Source organism: Bradyrhizobium sp. 930_D9_N1_4 (genome assembly GCF_052076015.1).
Taxonomy (GTDB): domain Bacteria; phylum Pseudomonadota; class Alphaproteobacteria; order Rhizobiales; family Xanthobacteraceae; genus Bradyrhizobium.
Genome location: NZ_CP197236.1, coordinates 3458737 through 3478613, shown reverse-complemented (window position 1 = coordinate 3478613; position 19877 = coordinate 3458737). Strand labels below are relative to the sequence as shown.

At 63.5% G+C, this 19877-nt stretch carries 17 protein-coding genes; 6 read left to right on the top strand and 11 right to left on the bottom strand.

Annotated features, from left to right (window positions below; genetic code table 11):
- Positions 1–9: 9 nt before the first annotated feature.
- Entirely contained in the window at positions 10–1632 is a 1623-nt protein-coding gene (locus AB7532_RS16265; RefSeq protein ID WP_441235786.1) for an ABC-F family ATP-binding cassette domain-containing protein, read from the bottom strand.
- A 122-nt stretch (positions 1633–1754) separates the two neighbouring features.
- Positions 1755–3314 carry a multicopper oxidase family protein gene (locus tag AB7532_RS16260; protein WP_441235785.1) on the bottom strand — a complete coding sequence of 520 codons (1560 nt, stop codon included), beginning with the start codon at positions 3312–3314 and terminating at the stop codon, positions 1755–1757.
- 274 nt (positions 3315–3588) lie between these two features.
- Here AB7532_RS16260 and AB7532_RS16255 point away from each other — a divergent pair, with 274 nt between their 5' ends.
- The 5 genes from AB7532_RS16255 to AB7532_RS16235 all read left to right on the top strand — a co-directional run bounded on the left by AB7532_RS16255 (position 3589) and on the right by AB7532_RS16235 (position 11342).
- Complete coding sequence (locus AB7532_RS16255) at positions 3589–6363, top strand: xanthine dehydrogenase family protein molybdopterin-binding subunit (protein ID WP_441235784.1); 2775 nt, start codon at positions 3589–3591, stop codon at positions 6361–6363.
- A complete protein-coding gene (locus tag AB7532_RS16250; protein ID WP_441235783.1) occupies positions 6360–6884 on the top strand; it encodes a (2Fe-2S)-binding protein in 525 nt (174 codons plus the stop codon). The genes AB7532_RS16255 and AB7532_RS16250 overlap by 4 nt, the downstream gene beginning before the upstream one ends.
- A gap of 19 nt (positions 6885–6903) precedes the next feature.
- On the top strand, positions 6904–7521 hold the full coding sequence (locus tag AB7532_RS16245) for an Isoquinoline 1-oxidoreductase subunit (RefSeq protein ID WP_441235782.1): 618 nt from the start codon (positions 6904–6906) through the stop codon (positions 7519–7521).
- Between the two features lie 193 nt (positions 7522–7714).
- A complete protein-coding gene (locus AB7532_RS16240) occupies positions 7715–10120 on the top strand; it encodes a TonB-dependent siderophore receptor (RefSeq protein WP_441235781.1) in 2406 nt (801 codons plus the stop codon).
- Positions 10121–10211: 91 nt separating this feature from the next.
- On the top strand, positions 10212–11342 hold the full coding sequence (locus AB7532_RS16235; RefSeq protein WP_441239290.1) for a PepSY-associated TM helix domain-containing protein: 1131 nt from the start codon (positions 10212–10214) through the stop codon (positions 11340–11342).
- Positions 11343–11428: 86 nt separating this feature from the next.
- Here the strand turns inward: AB7532_RS16235 and AB7532_RS16230 are convergent, their stop codons facing one another.
- From AB7532_RS16230 to AB7532_RS16190, 9 genes are all read right to left on the bottom strand, one after another.
- Complete coding sequence (locus AB7532_RS16230) at positions 11429–11650, bottom strand: hypothetical protein (protein ID WP_441235780.1); 222 nt, start codon at positions 11648–11650, stop codon at positions 11429–11431.
- Positions 11651–11682: 32 nt separating this feature from the next.
- Positions 11683–12042 carry a response regulator gene (locus tag AB7532_RS16225; RefSeq protein WP_441235779.1) on the bottom strand — a complete coding sequence of 120 codons (360 nt, stop codon included), beginning with the start codon at positions 12040–12042 and terminating at the stop codon, positions 11683–11685.
- Positions 12039–13670 (bottom strand): response regulator, encoded by a 1632-nt coding sequence (locus AB7532_RS16220; RefSeq protein ID WP_441235778.1) that lies wholly within the window; start codon positions 13668–13670, stop codon positions 12039–12041. The genes AB7532_RS16225 and AB7532_RS16220 overlap by 4 nt, the downstream gene beginning before the upstream one ends.
- Positions 13667–15436, bottom strand: a complete 1770-nt coding sequence (locus AB7532_RS16215) for an ATP-binding protein (RefSeq protein WP_441235777.1) — start codon at positions 15434–15436, stop codon at positions 13667–13669. The genes AB7532_RS16220 and AB7532_RS16215 overlap by 4 nt, the downstream gene beginning before the upstream one ends.
- 5 nt (positions 15437–15441) lie before the next feature.
- The gene (locus tag AB7532_RS16210) at positions 15442–16431 is read right to left on the bottom strand and encodes a SpoIIE family protein phosphatase (RefSeq protein WP_441235776.1); all 990 of its coding nucleotides are present in this window, start codon (positions 16429–16431) and stop codon (positions 15442–15444) included.
- 2 nt (positions 16432–16433) lie between these two features.
- Positions 16434–16838, bottom strand: coding sequence for an anti-sigma regulatory factor (locus AB7532_RS16205; protein WP_441235775.1), 405 nt, complete (start codon positions 16836–16838; stop codon positions 16434–16436).
- Positions 16819–17208 (bottom strand): STAS domain-containing protein, encoded by a 390-nt coding sequence (locus AB7532_RS16200; RefSeq protein WP_441235774.1) that lies wholly within the window; start codon positions 17206–17208, stop codon positions 16819–16821. Before AB7532_RS16200 ends, AB7532_RS16205 begins: the two co-directional genes overlap by 20 nt.
- 2 nt (positions 17209–17210) lie before the next feature.
- The gene (locus AB7532_RS16195; RefSeq protein ID WP_441235773.1) at positions 17211–18116 is read right to left on the bottom strand and encodes an STAS domain-containing protein; all 906 of its coding nucleotides are present in this window, start codon (positions 18114–18116) and stop codon (positions 17211–17213) included.
- 277 nt (positions 18117–18393) lie between these two features.
- Positions 18394–19101, bottom strand: coding sequence for a GrlR family regulatory protein (locus AB7532_RS16190; protein ID WP_441235772.1), 708 nt, complete (start codon positions 19099–19101; stop codon positions 18394–18396).
- Between the two features lie 316 nt (positions 19102–19417).
- On the opposite strand from AB7532_RS16190, the gene AB7532_RS16185 reads away from it, so the two are divergent.
- Complete coding sequence (locus AB7532_RS16185; RefSeq protein ID WP_441235771.1) at positions 19418–19876, top strand: hypothetical protein; 459 nt, start codon at positions 19418–19420, stop codon at positions 19874–19876.
- The last annotated feature ends 1 nt before the right edge of the window (position 19877 follow it).

Here is a 19877-nt window from a genome sequence, read left to right as displayed (position 1 = left end):
AGCGGAATGCTAGCTCCGCAACCCCGGCGCTTCCTGCCCGGTGCGCGCGACATATTCCGTGTAGCCGCCGCCGAACTGGTGAATGCCTTCCGGCGTCAGCTCCAGCACGCGGTTCGACAGCGTCGCCAGGAAGTGGCGGTCATGCGAGACGAACAGCATGGTGCCCTCGAAATCCGAAAGCGCGTTGATCAGCATTTCCTTGGTGGCGAGATCGAGATGGTTGGTCGGCTCGTCCAGCACCAGGAAGTTCGGCGGGTCGAACAGCATTTTGGCCATCACCAGGCGCGCCTTCTCGCCGCCCGAGAGCACGCGGCAGCGCTTCTCGACGTCGTCGCCGGAGAAGCCGAAGCAGCCGGCGAGCGCGCGCAGCGAGCCCTGCCCCGCGGTCGGAAACGAGTATTCGAGCGACTGAAACACCGTCTGCTCGCCGTCGAGCAGGTCCATCGCGTGCTGGGCGAAATAGCCCATCTTGACGCTGCCGCCGACGGCGACCGTGCCCTGGTCCGGCTCGCTCGCGCCCGCGATGAGCTTGAGCAGCGTCGACTTGCCGGCGCCGTTGACGCCCATCACGCACCAGCGCTCCCGGCGACGGATCATGAAATCGAGGCCGTCATAGATGCGCTTGCTGCCGTAACCCTTGTGGACGTTCTTCAAGGCGACGACGTCTTCGCCGGAGCGCGGCGCCGGCAGGAAGTCGAACGCCACCGTCTGGCGGCGGCGCGGCGGCTCGACCCGCTCGATCTTGTCGAGCTTCTTCACCCGGCTCTGCACTTGCGCTGCATGCGAGGCACGCGCCTTGAAGCGCTCGATGAACTTGATCTCCTTGGCGAGCATGGCCTGCTGGCGCTCGAACTGCGCCTGCTGCTGCTTCTCGTTCAGCGCGCGCTGCTGCTCATAGAATTCATAATCGCCGGCGTAGGTGGTGAGCGAGCCGGAATCGATCTCGACCACTTTCGAGATCACGCGGTTGATGAACTCGCGGTCATGCGAGGTCATCAGCAGCGTGCCTTCGTAATCGTGCAAAAACTTCTCCAGCCAGATCAGGCTTTCGAGATCGAGATGGTTGCTCGGCTCGTCGAGCAGCATGACGTCGGGCCGCATCAGGAGAATGCGAGCCAGCGCCACGCGCATCTTCCAGCCGCCGGAGAGCTTGCCGACGTCGCCGTCCATCATCTCCTGGCTGAAGCCGAGGCCGGACAGCGCCTCGCGCGCCCGGCCGTCGAGCGCGTAGCCGTCGAGCTCTTCGAACGCGTGCTGCACCTCGCCATAGCGCGCGATGATCTCGTCCATCTGGTCGGCCTTGTCGGGGTCGGCCATCGCGACCTCGAGCTGATGCAGCTCGGCCGCGACCTCGCTGACCGGACCCGCACCATCCATCACTTCGGCCACGGCGCTGCGGCCGGACATCTCGCCGACGTCCTGGTTGAAATAGCCGATGGTGATGCCGCGATCGGTCGAGACCTGCCCTTCGTCGGGCAGTTCCTCACCGGCGATCATCCGGAACAGGGTGGTCTTCCCGGCGCCATTCGGCCCGACGAGGCCGATCTTCTCGCCCTTGTTGAGGGCGGCGGAGGCTTCGATGAACAGGATCTGGTGGCCGGCTTGCTTGCTGACGTTGTCGAGGCGGATCATGAGGTCTTTTCGGGGGATTTTTGCGTTGCAGCGTCATAGGCCATGCGGGCTCCAAGGGGAAGCCCGGCGAGGTACGGGTCGGCCCCGGCCAATCGCCAAATTCCTGCAATTCCCCCAGAAGCTTACGGCTTATAGACCTCGACCGTCTGCATCATGCCCATCTCCTCATGGTTCATCATGTGGCAGTGGAGCATGTAGACACCGGTGAAATCGAGGAAACGGGAGCGGAACACGACCACGCCGCCCTTGCGCTCCACGATCACGGAATCCCGCCATTCCGGCACCGCCAGCGCCTTGCCGTTGACCGAGACCACCTGGAACGGATTGGTGTGGATGTGGAACACATGGTCGTCGTGCTCATGGGTGTTGACGATGGTCCACTCCTCGACCGCCCCGAGCTTGACCCGCTGGTCGATCCGTCCGGGGTCGAACTTCTTGCCGTCGACGAAGAACTCGAATTCCTGCCAATGGCCGGCGGCATCGGCCTCCGGTGCGGTCGCCGACAGCACCACCTTGCGGCGGTTGGTGATCTCCGTCTCCTTGATGCTGGCGAGCGGCGCCGGCGGCAGGGCGCTCGGCAGCTTCATCTCCATCGGCGCGCCCGAGACCACGACCCGCGCCAGCGGTCCCACCGGCGACGGGTGCCCCTGATCGTAGGGCGCCGCGTTGAAGGCGTAGGTGCCGGGGCTGCCCGCCTTCACCAGAATGTCGGCGCGCTGGCCCGGCGCGATCAGAAGCTGCTTCATCTGTTGCACGGCGCCGAGCTGGATACCGTCATAGGCGATCGCTTGCAGATCATGCTTTTCCAGGTCGAGCAGCATGTCGTCCTGATAGGCGGCATTGAGGATGCGCCAGCGCTGCACCTCGCCCGGACGCATCTCGATCACCGGCCGGCGCTGGCCGTTGATGGCGAGGAAGCGCGTCGCCGTCTCCGGAAACAGCGTCTCGAAATTCTCGACCATGCCCTTGGCGTCATAGACCACCTGGGTCAGCACCATCAGGCGCTCGCGCGCTGTGGCGATCTCGGGAATGTCGGCGAAATCGCCCTCGATGACGATCGCACCGACCATGCCGCTGGACATCTGGATGTCGGCGCTGCCGTGGTGGTGCGGGTGATACCAGTAGGTGCCCCTGGTGTGATCGGCCGGCAGGGTGATTTCGATGTTGTAGCTGCGGCCCGGGGCCATCGAGCGCATGACATTGTCGGCGATCCCGCTCGGGCTGGCATGCGCGCCGTGGAAATGGAAATTGGTGTTGTTGAACTGGTGTGGATGGCTGATGTCGGCCGGCATTCCATCGCGGTTCGGCGGCAAATCGTTGATCATCTTGATGCGCAGGGTGTCGCCGGGCTTCATGCGCAAGGTCGGTCCGGGGCTGCCGCCTTCATAGGATCTGACATAGAGCCTGACGCCGCCGATCTGGCGATAGGCATAGCCGACGCGCAAGGTCGTGCTCAGCACGCCGTTGACTGACCGCCGCACCTCGGGCTCGACCAGCGACTGATCCATGGCGGGAACCGGCGTTTCCGGCACCATCCCCATCGTCGGCGACATGTCCGCGGTGTGGGACATGCCCGCATGGTCGTGCGCGGCATGCTGGGCCTTGGCGCTGCCCGCGACCAGCGACAGCGCACCGGCCTTGAGACCGTAATCGAGCAACTGGCGCCGCGAAAGCTTTGTCATATCCGCCGTCACTGGAGAGACATCGTTCGGATCATGTTGCATTTGAGTTTCGCCCCCGTTGCCGATCCGTCTTCAGTTCGAATCGATTCCAAAGCAAGCGCGAAACGACGATCCCGTTCGGGAAGCACAGGACATTCACTGGTTGTAAACGCCCTGCCCCTTTCTATCGTCGCATGACGAATCACGCCGGATTTGAGCTAGCATTGGCGTACTCTCCGGGCATCGATGCCGCCAGCATCATGATGTCCCCGAAACCTTGTACAAGGATCTGATCATGGGGCCTTCGCGACGTGAGTTCGTGAAGTGGTTATCGGCGGGAGGCATCTCGGTCAGCCTGTCACATCTTGCTTCGGCAACGGGAGCTCCCTTCGCGGCCCACGAGACGCTGCCCGGACGCGGCAAGTTCAATCCCGCGACAAAGGGCGCCGGCCGTGTCGACGGCGTCGCCAAGGTCACCGGCGCGAAGCTCTACGCCTCCGATTTCCGGGCCAACGATCTTCCTGGCTGGCCGCAGGCCACCTCTCACGCCATCCTGGTCCGCGCCAACGACGCCACGCATGTCTATACCGGCATGGACCTCGCCCGCCTCGGCGGCGCGCTCAAGCCATCGGTGGTGGTGACGGCCAGCGATCTCGACCGGATCGGGACGCAGGTGCCGGAATTCTATGCGGGCGACCTGTTCTGTCCGGTCGGCAAAACGCCGCTCTATCTCGGCCAACCGGTCGCGCTTCTGATCTTCGAAAAGTTCGACGCCTTCGACCGGGCGCGTCTCGCGCTGCGCGACGGCACGTTCGTCCAGTTCGGCGAGGAGACCGGGCCTGTCGTCGTGCCCGATTACGGCGCCTTCCGCTTCACCCGCGTGGCAGGCCCCTCGCCTGACAAGCCGGATGTCTATTCGCCGATCCAGGCCGGCTGGGTCTCGCCCAAGACGGTGCAGAGCGCGGCGCTGCCGGTGTGGTCGGCTCTCGCGAAGGACACGCCGGCGGACTACGCCAAGGCGGCGAAATACGGCGAGCAGATCCGCGCCGAGCTCGCCGCGGACGACGCCTCGCTGCTGGTGCTCGACCGCGAGTTCGAGACCCAATCGGTCGACCCGATGTTCCTGGAGCCGGAATGCGGGCTCGCCTGGTACAATGGCAAAGGCGGCAATCTCGAACTGCTGCTTGGCGTGCAATCGCCCTACGAGGCGGCGGACTCGATCGCGCATCTGTTCGGCAAGGCCCGCGCGCCCTACAAGCCGGCGCACATCAATGCGCAGTTCGCCCATGTCGGCGGCGGCTTTGGTGGCCGCGATCACACGCCTTTCATTCTCTATGTCGCGCTCGCGGCGGTCTGCTTTCCCGGCAAGCCGGTGCGGCTGGCGCATGACCGCTACCAGCAGTTTCAGGCCGGCATCAAGCGCCATGCGATCAAGATGCGCTCGCGCATCGGCATCGATCGCGCGACCGGCAAGATCAAGGCGTTCGCCGCCGATCACGTGCTCGACGGCGGCGGGATCGCCCATTTCTCGGCCAGCGTCGCCGTCGTCGCGGGCACGGGCGCGATCGGCATCTACGACATTCCAAAGGTCGACGTGCGGACCGTCGCGGTGCATTCGCGCGGCGTGACCGCGGGCTCGATGCGCGGTTACGGCATCCTGCAGGCCATGACGGCGCTGGAGGTCCTGATCGACGAGGCGGCGTCCGAGCTCAAGGCCGATCCGATCGACTTCCGGCGGCGCAATGCGCTGCCCCAGAACGGCCGGACCATGACCGGCAATCCCTACATCGTCTCGGTGCGCACGCCCGAAATCCTCGACAAGCTCGAGAAGCACCCGATCTGGCAGCAGCGGGCACAGTTCAAACAGACATCGTCGTCGGATCGGCTGGTCGGCACCGGCGTCGCCTGCGTGACGAAAGACTATGGCTCCGGCGCAGACGGCTCGCTCGGCCGCGTGGAGCTTGGCCCCGACGGCAAGATCGCCATCTATTGCGATCATGTCGAGATGGGCAACGGCATCGGGACGGCGCTGGCCAACCGGGTCGCAAGCCATCTCGGCGTCATCGCCGACGAAGTCTCGGTCGCCCGCGTCGACAGCTTTGACGTGCTCGGGCTGGTCACATCAGGCGATCCCGCCACCATGGACCAGAAGACCCAGGATGCCGCGGAGAAAAATCCGCGCTGGGTGCCCGCGATCAGCTCGCCGACAAGCTCCTCGATCGGCGCGCATGTCGGCACCCATTCCGCCGGGGAAGCCGCCCGCGTCATTTTCCGCTTCGGCCTGTGGCCTGCGGCACTGGAGCTGTGGCACATCCCGAAGACAGATCCGCGCGCCAGGCAATGGGCGAGCGCGACCTGGCAGAGCGGCCAACTCATGATGCCCGGTCTCGAACCGCTGGCGCTGCCGGCACTGGCCGCGACAGCGCATGCGCGCGGCTTCGTCACCGCTGCGGTTGCGCACAGCTTCTCGCGCTGGGCGTGGTCGCGGGCACGCTTTCCGCTGTTCGGCGAGCAATACCGCGCCGACATCGACGCGCTGGCGATCCGCAGGAGCAACGGCAAGTTCGAACGGATCAACCGTGTCAGCGTCAAGTTTCCGCCGACCGACAACAACCGCATCGGCACCGCCTACACCTCGATGTGCGGCACGGTCGTCCGCGTCGAAATCGAGCGCGCGACGGGTGCCTTGCGCATCGCCAAGGCCTACAGCGTGTTCGAATGCGGCACCGCGCTGGTGCCCGAGGTGGTGATGGGCCAGTCCCAGGGCGGTTTCGCCATGGGCGTCGGCTATGCGCTGCTGGAGACGCTGCCGCCGTTCGAGGGCGGTCCCGGCAACGGCGAATGGAATCTCGGCCGCTATCTGGTCGCCCGCGGCTCGGATCTGCCGCTGCGCGATCTCGAGATCGAGATGCTGAAGCCGCAGACGCCGGACGAAGCGCCGAAGGGCATGGCGGAGGTCGTGATGATCCCGATCGCGCCGGCGCTCATCAACGCCATCCATGACGCCACCGGCCATCGCTTCCGCGCGCTGCCGGTCACTGCAAGCCTATTGAAGGGAGTGCTCGCGTGACGACCCTCAGCCTCACCATCAACGGCCAGAAGCACGGTCCGATGGACGTCCGCGACGACCTCTCGATGAACGATTTCCTGCGCGAGATGCTCGGCATGACCGGCACTAAGTTCGGCTGCGGCGCCGCGCAATGCCTGAGCTGCGCCATCATCGTCGACGCGCCCGACGGCACCAGCACCACCAGCCCAACCTGCGTTGCGCCAGCCGTGAGCTTTGACGGCAAGTCGATCCGCACCGTCGAGGGCCACGCTCAGGGCGGCAATCTCTCGGCCTTGCAACAGGCCTTCATCGATCACTTCGCTTTTCAATGCGGCTATTGCACCGCCGGCTTCCTTGGCGAGGGCCAAGTGCTGCTCGAACGTCTCGCGCGCGCCCCTGTCGCCCGCGAGGCGCTGGAGCAGACCATTGCGGATGCGCTCGACGGCCATCTCTGCCGCTGCACCGGCTACATCAAATATCACGAGGCGGTGCGCGATGTGATCCTCGCCGATTCAAACCGCTATCTCATCGCCACCAAGTGAGCGCGCAAGGACACCAGCCATGAGATCCGACGCGCGGTTCAGGATGATTGTCGTGATCGCGGCGTTCGCCGGCAGTCTCGGTGCGGGCTACGCAGCGTCGGAAGGAGCAAGCCACGGGCTTGCCTCGCCCGACGGCTTTGCCAACATTTCCGACACCGAAAAGCGCTCGGCGGCGATTTTCGCCGAGCTCGGAAAAGTCCTGACGCATCCGCGTTGCACCAATTGTCATCCCGCCGGCGACAGGCCGCACCAGGGCGACAATGCCCGCCTGCATCAGCCGCCGGTCACGCGTGGACCCGACGGCCATGGCCTTGAGGCGATGCGCTGCAACAGCTGCCACCAGAAGGCCAATTACGAGCCTGGCCGCATGCCCGGCCATCCTGACTGGCATCTGGCCCCGCGCGAGATGGCCTGGGAAGGCAAGACCGTCGGCGAGATCTGCGAGCAGATCAGGGATCCCGCCCGCAATGGCGGGCACAAGGTGGAGGATCTGATCGACCACATCGGCAAGGACACCCTCGTCGGCTGGGCCTGGAAGCCCGGCTTCGGCCGCTCGCCCGTGCCGGGTACGCAGGAGCAGGCCGGCGCGCTGGTCGAGGCGTGGGTGAAGACCGGAGCGGCGTGCCCCGCACCGTGAGGGCGCCCGCGGAACTTGACCACATTAGAACTCTTCTCACGAAAGCAGCGACAGTCTGACGCATCTGTCGTGCTGAAAATATCACAGGCCTCGATCGTCGGCGTCTTCTTAAACCTATTCTAGATGCCAACGCAGTGCGCACCTTCGGTCACTCGGATAAGGCAGCAAAGGCTGTGTTTCCGGGGGTTGCAGAATGTGTTTATTCAAGACGAAGGTATCTCGCGCCGCCGTTTTGGCGAGCGCTACGGGTTCGATCATCCTTCTCGCCGAGATTCCTACGAAGGCATTCGCGCAACAACAAACGCTGCCTCCCGTAACTGTTGACGCGCCAAAGCCGTCCGCTCGTCCCGCGCAACCCGCTCGTCGTGCCGCACGCACCGCGGCGACAACACGCCGATCCCAGGTCCAGCGGCAAGTCGCAACGCCAGAGTCGGCGCCTGGTGGCGCCGGCATCGAACGCGCCAACGGCCCGGTCAACGGGATCGTCGCACGGCAGAGCGCGACCGGAACCAAGACCGACACGCCGATCCTCGAAACGCCGCAATCCATCGCAGTCGTGCCCCGACAGCAGATTGAGCAACAGGGTGCGCAGTCGATCGGCGAGGCCATTCGCTACACGTCGGGCACGCAGGGTCAATTATACGGCGCGGCGTCGGTGTTCGACACGGAAGTCAGGGTCCGCGGCTTCATCGCGCCACGTTATCTCGATGGCTTGCGATTGCCTTACGACACGACGATTCAATTCGCTCAACCGCGAACCGAGCCGTATGGGCTCGAGCGGATCGAAATCCTCAAGGGACCGTCGTCGGGGATCTACGGCCAGGCTTCACCCGGCGGCATTCTCAACATGGTGAGCAAGCGGCCGACCACCGAGCAGCGCGGAGAGGTCGAGGTGCAGACAGGCAGCTTCGACCGCATTCAGGGCGCCTTCGATGTCTCCGGCCCAATCGACAAGAACCGCGAGTTTCTCTATCGCGTCGTCGGCCTGGCACGCGACAGTGATACGTTCGTCGACAGGAACAAGGAGCAGCGCTATTTCCTGGCGCCAAGTTTCACCTGGCAGCCGACCACCGACACGAGCCTGACAGTGCTCGCCAGCGCACAGCGCGACCGCCTTGATGGCCAGGTCCACCAATATTTGCCTGCTTACGGTACGCTCTTCCCGAATCCGAACGGCCGCATTCCGGTCGGCACCTACACCGGCGAACCAGGGTTCGACAAAGTCGGTTACGATCAGGCCATGATCGGCTACGAATTCAGGCATCGCTTCAACGATGCCGTCGAATTCCGCCAGAACCTGCGCGTGGCGTCAGTCGACATCGACATGTATTCGATGCGCAATGCCGGGACCCTCTGCCCGATAGCGGGCGGCCATGTCGCCTGCTATCTCCCGGGTGTCGTGCCTCCGGTTGATCCTGCGCAGCGCATTACTCTGCGCGATGCGAATTTCATTGGCGGCAGCACGAAGAACTTCGCGATCGACAACCAGCTGCAGGCCGATTTCAACACCGGCTGGTTGCGTCACAAGGTTTTGGCCGGGCTGGACTACCAGAAGACCACGGTCGATACCGACTATCGCGGGACCTTCCCGGGCTTCCCGATCGACACCTACAATCCGGTCTATGGCGCGACGCCGCTGCCGACAAAGGCCACGATGATACCGTTCATCAACACCTCGACGAACAAGGACCAACTCGGCGTCTACCTTCAGGACCAGATCAAGCTGGATCGCTGGAATCTGGTGCTCACGGGACGCCATGATCGTGCGACCGCCGAGACGGCTAACAGGCTGGCCGGCGTGAGCGTCCCTCAGGACGATTCCGCGTTCACCGGAAGAGTTGGCCTCAACTACGTGTTCGACTTCGGCTTGGCTCCCTACGTCAGCTATTCGACGTCGTTCGAGCCGGTCGCAGGACTGTCGCTGACATCCGCAACGGGGCAGCCTTTCAAGCCCACGACGGGAGAAGGTGTCGAAGCCGGCATCAAATACGCCCCGCCCGGAACGAGAATGCTGTTCACCGCCGCCGTGTTCGACATGACCCAGCAGAATGTTGTGGTGAACACGCCGACATTCGTGCCTTTCCAGGTTGGCGCGATCCGGGTCAAGGGTGTAGAGGCCGATTTCCGCGCGAGCATCAACGACAATTTCGACATCATCGCCGGCGGCTCCCATCTGATCCCGGTCGTCGAGGAGCACGTAAATCCGGCCATCGTCGGCAAGGATGTCGCGAGCGTGAACCGCGACAGTGCGTTCCTGTGGGGCTTTTACAAGTTCACGGGGGGGCCGGTCGCTGGCCTGGGTCTGGGTGGAGGCGTCCGCTACACCGGCGGCGTTTGGGGCGACGATGCCAACCTGATCAGAGTTCCCGGCTATACCCTGGCCGATGCCGTGCTGACCTACGACTTCAGCTATCTCAACCGTGATTGGAGCGGTCTCAACCTGCGGGTCAATGTCAACAACATCTTCGACACCTATCACGTGACGAACTGCTTCACCGGCCTTGCCTACTGCGCGCTGGGTCAGCCCCGCACCGTCCTCGCGACACTGAGCTATCGCTGGGGAGAAACGCCAAAGCCACCCGTGCTTGTGACGAAGTAGCGAACTCGGGCGGTCGGTGCGCCCCGACGCCGTGTCGGACGGAAGGAAGAGTTCATTGACGGCAGCGACGCGATCTCTTCGGCGATGGGGCATTGTCCATAAATGGACGAGCCTCATCTGCACCGTATTCATGTTGCTGCTTTGCATCACGGGCCTGCCGCTGATCTTCCATGAGGAGATCGACGATGTCCTGCACAGCAGTGTCAAGGCCGCAGAGGTGCCGCCGGGCACGCCCCCGGCCGATCTCGACGCTCTGCTCGCCAATGCGCTGGCGAATGCCGCCGGCAAGGTCCCCCACTTCGTGATCTGGGATCGCGACGATCCCAACGCCATGTTCGTCAGCGTCGGACCGACGATTACGTCGGATCCTTCAAAGAACAACCTGCTCCGGATGGATCTACACACGGGCGCGTTCCTTGATGCGCCTGACGTCACGGCACGCTTCACCTACATCATGCTGAAGCTGCACACGGACATGTTCGCCGGCCTGCCGGGCAAGCTCTTTCTCGGCCTGATGGGTATCCTGTTCTGCGTCGCGATCGTCTCCGGGATCGTGGTCTATGCCCCGTCGATGCGAAAGCTGAGGTTTGGCACCTATCGCGCACGGCGAACCCGCGTCGTGCGCTGGCTCGACATTCACAATCTCGCCGGCATCCTGCTGGTGGCATGGACACTCGTTGTCGGCTTTACTGGCGTCATCAACACCTGGGCCGACCTCGTTCTGAAGATGTGGCAATTCGGTCAACTCGCCGAGATGACCTCGCAGTACCGTGACCGGCAGGTCCCCGAAAAGCTGACCTCGCTCAACGCGGCTGTGGACGTAGCAGCGAAGGCCATTCCCGGCATGACGGCGAGCTTCGTCGCATTCCCCGGCACGCTCTTCAGCAGCAAAAGCCACTACGCGGTATTCCTGAAGGGTGAAACGCCACTGACGTCACGCCTGCTCAAGCCTGCGCTGATCGACGCGGAAACTGGCAAGTTGACGGACAGCCGCGACATGCCCTGGTATGTCTCGACGCTCTTCATCTCGCAGCCGCTGCATTTCGGCGACTATGGCGGCACGCCACTCAAGATCATCTGGGCCGTTCTGGACGTGCTCACCATTGTCATTCTGTGGACCGGCCTCTATCTCTGGCTCCGCCGCCGCAAATCCGGTGTGTCCGTGGAACGAAGCATCGCGAACGCCTCGGCCGTCGAAAACGCCGCGTTGAAACCGTCATGAACTCCCCCAGGGTCTCGCGCCGCAGTTTGACGCAGATTTTTGCTGTACCCCTCCTGGTCGCGGTCCTCAGCGGCGTAGGACTCGTCTCAGCGCTTGTCGGCGATGGTTGGTGGGATGCGATGTCGTGGACCGCGCTGGCTATTCCGGCCTTGCTTTATTTTGTCTTCATCCGGCGACGAAACCCGAGCTGATGGCGAGGCCGCCAACCGCAAGCTGCGCTTCCCCGCGAGCGCGATGCCTTCGATCTCGCTGCTGTCCTCGGTGCGGAACCCGGAGAAGCCGATGCCAACCTCATGATCGCCGAACACGGGGTTTCCCCCTTCGCCGGCGTGCTCAGAGTTCAACGTGGCTCTGTATGCAGCGCGCGCTCTATCGCCGACTCCAGGCCATCAATCGTGAACGGCTTTTGAAGCACCAATTGCTGCTGATGCTGATTGGCGTTCCTGGCGGAGTCGTAACCCGACGCGAAGATGAAAGGAATCTGCCGTGCCGCGATCGTGTCGGCGACGGGAAAACTCATGGCACCGTTCAGGTTCATGTCGAGGATGGCAAAATCGTAGGCAGCAGATCGCGCCAGCTCCATCGCCTGATCGATATGTCCTGCTTCGGCAGCGATTTCGTGCCCCAGCGTCTCCACCATGTCGGCGACCATCATGCGGATCATCGCTTCGTCTTCAACGAGAAGGATCGAAAGGGTCATTTCGTTGATCCCTCGGGTACCGTTACCTGAGATTCGACCTGCTCCAGCGCGGTCCTGACGGCAAGAGCCAGCTCGGCCGGCCGGAAGGGCTTGCGCAGGAACGGGGCAGAGCCCATCGCGGATTCCAGTGCAGCCGAGTCGGCATATCCGCTGACGAACAGCACCGGCAAAGACGGCTGTATGATCCGAGCCGCCTTGACGACCTCCGCGCCATTGGTGCCCGGCATCGAGAAATCGATGATCATCAGTTGTGGATTCACCGATTTCTGGATGGCAAGCGCTGCCGCGCCATGATCGGCCTCGTGCACGGCATATCCGATCTCGGACAGGAAGCTGGTCATCAGACCCCGGACGTCGTGATCGTCGTCGACGACCAGGATGCGTTCGGCATGTCCGCTCTCGGTCGTGCCTGACGACGCCGCCTCGACGTCCTGCGCCGGAGCCGTGCGGCGAAGCAGCAGGCGAACCGAAGTACCCCGGCCGACCTCGCTGTTGATCTCGACATCTCCGCCCATCTGGCGCACCAGCCCGTAGACCTGCGACAACCCCAAGCCAGTCCCCTTGCCGGGAGGCTTGGTCGTGAAGAAGGGATCGAAGGCCCGCGCGATCACGTCGGGCGGCATGCCGGTCCCGGTGTCCGTGACGGACAGCACGACCCTGCGGTCATCCTGCTCATCGCAGGCCGTCGTGATCGTCAGTGTCCCGCCGTCAGGCATCGCGTCTCTGGCATTGATGGCCAGATTGAGAATGCTGACCTCGAGCTGGTTGCCGTCGGCAATCACGGAAGGCGCGGACGGATCGAGATTGGTCTTGATGGTGACGTTGGCGCCGAGCGACTGATTGAGCAGCTCATAGGTCCCCTCGATCAGCCGATTGATATCGACGGCCTCCGTCGCGAGCTTCTGCGTGCGCGAGAACGCCAAAAGCTGCGCCGTCAGTTTCGAGCCGCGCTCGGCCGCCCTGAAAGCGTTGTCCGCGAGCCGGGCGATGCGAGGCTCCGTCGCGCGCGAGCGGATCATGTCGAGATTGCCGACCACCGCGGTCAGCAGATTGTTGAAATCGTGGGCGAGCCCGCCGGTCAACTGCCCAACCGCTTCCATCTTCTGGGCCTGAAGCAGCGCGGTCTCGGCCAGCTTGCGCTGGGCGACCTCCTGACGCAATTGGCGGTTGGCTTCCTCGAGTTCCGATGTGCGTACCCGAACCTGCTCGTCGAGCGTGGCGTTGAGCGCGCGCAGAGCATCCTCGGAATTCCGGACCCGCAGCAAGGCGTTGATCGCGGCGGCGAGTTCGAGCGGTTCGGCCGGCTGCACCAGATAGGAATCGGCGCCCGCATTGAGCCCGACAACGCGGTCGTCCGCCGTCGTGAACGTCGCCGAGGTCTGAAGCACCATGACTTCCGGCCACTTCTTCTTGATGAAGGCGCAGACCTCGAAGCCGCTGATGTCAGGCAATTGAACGTCGAGAAGCACGACCGGCGGCTTGTGCTGCTCGACCAGGCGCAGCGCCTCCGCGCCGGTCCGGGCTTCGATCACCTCAAATCCGCCGGCGTGAAGATCGCGCGTTTTGACGTAGCGCTGCGATTCAAGATCGTCGACATTCAAAACGGTGATTTTCTCGCCCTTGGTCATGACGCCCCCTGAACGGCGTCGCGCAGGAACGACGAAACGCTCTCCCGGGAGATCGCGTTCTTGGAAATCAGCCGCACGTGCTCGGGCAGGCGCGACCTGAGCGCATCGTCGATCGTCATCGAGGTCGAGACCACGACGGGAATGACCTTGGTGCGCGTGTCGGCGGCCAACTGCTGAAGCACCGTGAACCCGTCGACTGCGGGCATCTGGAGATCGAGAACGATGACGTCGGGCTGCCTCTCTCGTGCGAGCTTCAGGCCTTCCTCGCCGCCGTCCGCCTCCAGGAATTCGTAGCGGGACTCATTGCCGACGATCTGCCGCATGACGTAGCGGAAGGTCTCGTCGTCATCGATCAGCAGCACGGATTTGCTGCCGCCGCCGGGGGCGCTCAGCAGTTCACGGTCCGGGCTGCCCATCGACGCTGGAATCGACAGCGAGAAGACAGAGCCTTGTCCCGGGATGCTCTCGACCCTGAGATCGCCGCCGAGCAGACGCGCCAGCGACCGCGATAGCGGCAGTCCGAGGCCGGTGCCCTTGACCTTCCGCTGTAATTTGGTGTCGACCTGCGAGAATTCCTCGAAGATGCGTTCGTGATCCTCGGGCGCAATTCCGATGCCGGTGTCACCCACGGCGAAGGTGACGCTCGTCCCATTGTCGCAAGGACGCGCCGTGACGCGAACTTCGCCCTCCTCCGTGAACTTCAGGGCGTTCGAAATCAGATTGCGCAGGATCTGCGCGACCTTGGCTTCGTCGGTGTAGAGCGCCGGCAGATCCTGCGACGGCTCGAACAGCAGTTCCACGGTGGCATTGGTCAGGAGTGGTTTGAGCGCGCCGCGCAACGCGCCGAACAGACTGCCGACGGAAAAACGCACCGGCTTGATTTCGGCCTTGCCGGCCTCGACCTTCGCAAGATCGAGCATGTCGTTGACGAGTTCGAGCAGGCTCTCCGCCGATCGCCTGATATAACCGACCTGGCGTTCCTGTTCGGCGCTGAGGTCGCCGTCGATGCGATCGAGCAGAAGGCGGGACAAGGCCAGCACCGAGTTCAGCGGCGTCCTGAATTCGTGGCTCATGTTCGAGAGGAAGCGTGTCTTGAGCTCACTCGCTTGTCGCAACTGCTCGGCTCGGCCGTCGAGCTCGGCATAGAGCGCCACGACGCCGCGATTGGTATCGCCGAGTTCCTGATTGAGCTGCTGGCTTTCTTCTTCGCGCCGCCGCAGTTCCTCCAGGCTCTGCATCAGCTCGCGGTTTTGCTCGCGCAGCGCAGCGAGCGGATCCGACGAGACCTCCTTCTTCAGGCTGGAGACGATCTCGGTGAGCTTGGCGCGCGGCCACGGCCCGACTCGCAGCGGCAATTTGTGGCCCACCTCCACCGTGGTCCCTTTGCCGGGCTCCGAGACGATGTTGAAGGTGTCCATCAGCCGGCGTGCGCCGATCAGGCCGAGCCCCATGCCGCTTTGCGAACGATACTGGCCATCGAGGATGATCTGCAAATTGGTGATGCCCGGCCCTTTGTCGCAGATACGAATGACAAATCGCTGCGGGACGATGCTGGCATCAAGAACGAATTCGGCGCGGCCGTTGCCGGCGTAACCATAGGCGTTGCGCGCAAGCTCGGAAACCGCGGTGGCAATCCGGGTCTGATCCTGCCGCTCGAAGCCCAGCAGTTCGGCAACACGGTGCGCACGCTGGCGGACTGCGACGACATCCCCCTCAGTCTCGATCGGCACCGCCATGATGGGCCAGGATTTGGAGGACGACATCATGGCATTCACCACTTTGCCACGAGCACGGTCGCGTCGTCGCGATTCCGGGTGAAGTCGCGGTAGAGGATCGCCGCAATCAACGAAGGATGAAGCGCGGCCAGATTGGAATACCGATCTGTCGTCCAGCTCGAAGCCAGCCCGTCGGAATAGAGAACGAGGAGGCCGCGCTCGAATGGATAGTCGAAGGCCTGGATCTTGCGTGCGTTGAAGCCGGCCGTGCCCGGCATCGAGACCATTCGCTTGGTTTCGCCCGCGACGATGGTCATCCCCGCAACGTTGCCCACGCCCGAAAAGACAATCTTCTTGATCGAGGGATCGAAGCGCGCAATCGAAACCGCCGCCCCGCGCGTTGCGCGGAGCCCGCCGTGAACATAGTCGATGAGGTTGGTGACGGTATGGCCGCCGTAGCGATGAAACAGCCTCACGGCTTCCACCGAGGCTTCGGCAGCTTCGGGTCCGTGGCCGAGCCCGTCGGCCACGAGCAAAGTCCTGACATCCCCGCTACTGGATACACTCCAGGCGTCTCCGCAAACTTCCTCCCCTGCCTTGGGGATGGACACGCCTCCCCAGGTTGGGGACGATGGCGGCTTCACAGCCGCCGGCTTTCCAGGCGCAACGCGGGCAAGCACGGCGGTGCCGATCCCCGGCCATGAGCCGATATCGACGAAATGCGACTGCCTGATCACCGAGCCAAGACCATGGCCTGCGGTGCCCGCGGTCGAATAACCGTCTTCGAGGCACGCCGCGACGTTGCTCATGCCAGCGCCCTTGTCCAGCGCAATGATCTCGATGCCCTGGCTTTCGTTGTCCTCGTAGGTACCGACCAGAATCTCCCCGCCCGAGCCGTGCTTGACGAGGTTGGTCGAGAGTTCGGTCGCGATCAGCGCGAGCTTGCCCTTGTCCGTGTCTGTGAACCCTGACCTCTGTGCCAGATCGGTTGCTGATCGCCTTGCCTCCGCGACGCCGCTCTGATCGTTGACGCCAACGGATTTCATGGTCATTTCCAACGCGCAATCATGACTTTGGTGCCTTCGCCGGGTTTCGATGCAATCGAAAATTCGTTGCAAAGCCGCTTGGCGCCGCCGAGGCCGAGGCCCATGCCCTTGCCGGACGTGAAGCCGTCCTTCAGCGCCTGCTCGATGTCGGCGATACCGGGGCCCTTGTCGTCGAAGGTGAGCCGCACGCCGCGGCGTCCCACTTGTTCGACAAGCTCCACCGTAACTTCCCCGCCGCCGCCATAGTCCAGCGTGTTGCGTGCGAGCTCGCTCGATGCCGTGATGACTTTGGTCTGGTCGACCAGGCTCAAACCGACTTCGAGCGCGTAGCTTCGCGTCACTTGCCTGACCCGAACCACGTCCTCCGACTGCTTGATTGCAAGACGTTCAGTCTTCGTCGTCGGCATCGTCGGCCTCCGCCGCGGAGAGCCGGCTTTGAATCAGGGCCATCCCGCGCTCGACATTCAGCGCGGTCTTGACCCCCGTCAGCGACAGGCCAAGCTCGACCAGGGTGATGGCGACAGCCGGTCGCATGCCAACGACGACCGTGTCGGCGTCGAGGATGCGCGAGACCGCGGCGATGTTGTCCAGCATCCGGCCGATGAAGCTGTCGACGATCTCCAGTGCCGAAATGTCGATCAGTACGCCCCGCGCATTGTGCGAGACGATCTTGCTTGTCAGATCCTCCTCCAGCGTGGTCGCGAGGCGATCATGCATGTCGACCTGGATCGTGACGAGAAGCGCGTTCCCGAATTTGAGGATAGGAATCCGGTCCATCGTCAGGCTTCCCGTCCGCCGATCTTCTTGTCGGCGAAGCCGGTCCCCTCGACCCGCCTGGACTTGACGACAGCCCGGCCGGTTTGCCGCAAGGCAACGGCGAACGCATCGGCCAGCGTCGCCTTCGAGATCACGTTCAGCTCGACGCCGAGATGAACCATGGTCTGTGCGATCTGCGGCCTGATCCCGCTGATCAGGCAGTCGGCGCCCATCAAGCGCGCCGCCGCGACCGTCTTCAGGAGGTGCTGCGCCGTGAGCGTATCCACCATGGGCACGCCGGTGATGTCGATGATGGCGATCTCCGCCTCGTCGTCGACGATGGTCTGCAGCAGGTTTTCCATCACGACCTGGGTCCGATGGCTGTCGAGCGTGCCGATCAGCGGCAGCGCCACGATGCCATCCCAGAGTTTCACGACCGGCGTCGACAGCTCGGAAATCTCGCGCTGCTGCCGGACGATGACTTCCTCGCGGCTCTTCTGGAAGATTTCCAGCGTGTACAGGCCGAGTTCGTCGAGCAGCAGGGTCGACGTCCCGACAGTCGACGCAATCTGCTCCGGCGAGAACGCCCCGTCGCGGTTCAACGCATTGAACAGCGGCTGCTTCAGCGAGAAGATGAAGGTCGCGGTCTCGCTCGGCGAAAAACCCTGCTGGGCGCGCGAGCGCGAGAGTTCAGCGAGCATCGCCTTGGCGGGCTCGTAGGCCGCATGGCCGGCGTTGCTGCCGCCCTGCGCCAGCGCATCGCGGAGGAGGTGGAGGAAATTCCTGGACTGCGCCTGCAACTCACCTTCGGTGATGCGTCCCGTGTGAAGCGTCCCCGCATTTTTCTGCAATTCCAGCCATTCGGGGAGAATTGTTGCCTCGTTGCGCGACACCAATGATCCGATGTCGCTTCCAGTCTGCCCAGCCATTGCCTTCTCCTTAAACCACACGCGACGACGCCCGCGTCTAGCGCGGGCGGCCCTCAATGGCAATGTAGCTGACCGTATCTCGCTGATATAGTTACATTATCGGTGATGCAGCGACCAGGAAACGCCTACGAATGCCCCGATTATAACTGGATCAACGCACGAGGGAACAATTGGTTCCCAATTTCCGCCAAACAAAGAAACTCCGCTTGAAGAGTGGGATGATTTCGACGCGGCAAGAGTATCGTGCACCACGCGTGGTAATTTGGCCGCTTCCGCTCTACGCCCTTCGCATCAGCCTGAGCGAAGCCGCCAACCGCAAACTTCGCTTGCCCGCGAGCGCGATACCTTCGAACTCGCCGCTGTCCTCGGTGCAGGTCCCCGAAAAGCCGATCCCGACCTCATAGCCGCCGAACACGGGGTTTTCGCCCTTCGCCGGCGTGTGCTCCTGGTTGAGCATCTCGCCCTTCCAGCGGCCATTCGCCGACGAGTAGGAGCCGAGATAGTAGAAGAACGCATCGCCGCCGAGGATGCGGCCGTCCATCAGCAGCATGACGCCGGACAGCCCGGCATCGACACCATCGAGCGCGCGCAGGCTCACGCCATAGAGGCCGTTGGCAATGCCGCCCTCTCCGATCGTGCCGCGCGGCGGCAGCGCCCCATCGTCGTCGAGCCGGGTGAGATTGGCCCAGAAATGTCCGCCCGGCATGGTGTCGGCGCTGCCTTCGAGACGGATCTGGTTGCCGACCAGCCGGCCGCGTGCGCCGATCGCGGCGACGTCGGCGCCCATCAGCGGCTTGTAATGGGGATCCTCGTTGTGCCGTTCGGTGATGACTTCGGCGACGATCTCGCCGTCGCGTTCAAAATAGGTGCCAAGATGCGCGAAGGCCGAATTGCCGCCCAGCATCTTGCCGTCATGCAGGCACATGATGCTGCGCCCGAAGGCATCGTGGATGCCGTATTCAACCTTGTAGAGCCCGTCCAGCAACGCACATGACCTGCAAAAAATCAGAATGAATCGGGGGCTACCTAGCACCCTCGCCGCATCAAGGCCACCCGGCTTTTGCGCGCAGGGGCCGCTCGCGGAGCCGCTCGCCGCATGATGCCATCATGCTCCTGTTTTGCCCGACGGAGCAAGATGATTTCGCCAAATCCGCAGTGGACGGCTTCGCGCCGGGAGCGGTTTCAGCGGCCAAGTGATTTCAAGGACTTGGCTACTGTGCATGGGTTGTTTTCGATTTTTTTGTTTGCGCGGGTCACGGACGGCCCTCGAACCCTCGCACGCAAGCATGCGACAAAGCGGCATGGACCGGATTGCGCCATCAGCCGACGAAGAGATCGCAGCCTTCATCGCCAGCGCGGCCAAACAGCCGCTGCTCGACGCGGCTTTCGCGCTCTGGTGCCGGCGCTTCCGGATGGACACGATCGAGGGCCGTCCGACCGACGAGGAGGTCCGGTTCTATCGCATGCTCACTCCGGAGGAGTTCAGCGCCCGCTACCGATACGAGCGTGACCACGCCCATGAAGGACCGATGTTCGGTTATCTGAAGCGCGCCCATCCGCGCGCCGATGACAACGCGATCCGGCAAGCCATCATCACATCAGTCAAGTTCGAGGGCGCGGCCGAAAAACATTTCAACTGGAACGGCGATTTCTGGGACTGCGTCGTGCGCGCCGTTGCGCAGGCCGCCGCGCAGTATCCCGATTTCCTCGAGACGACCTATCGCGACGCGCGCAACAATCTCGCCTATTACATGAAGTGAG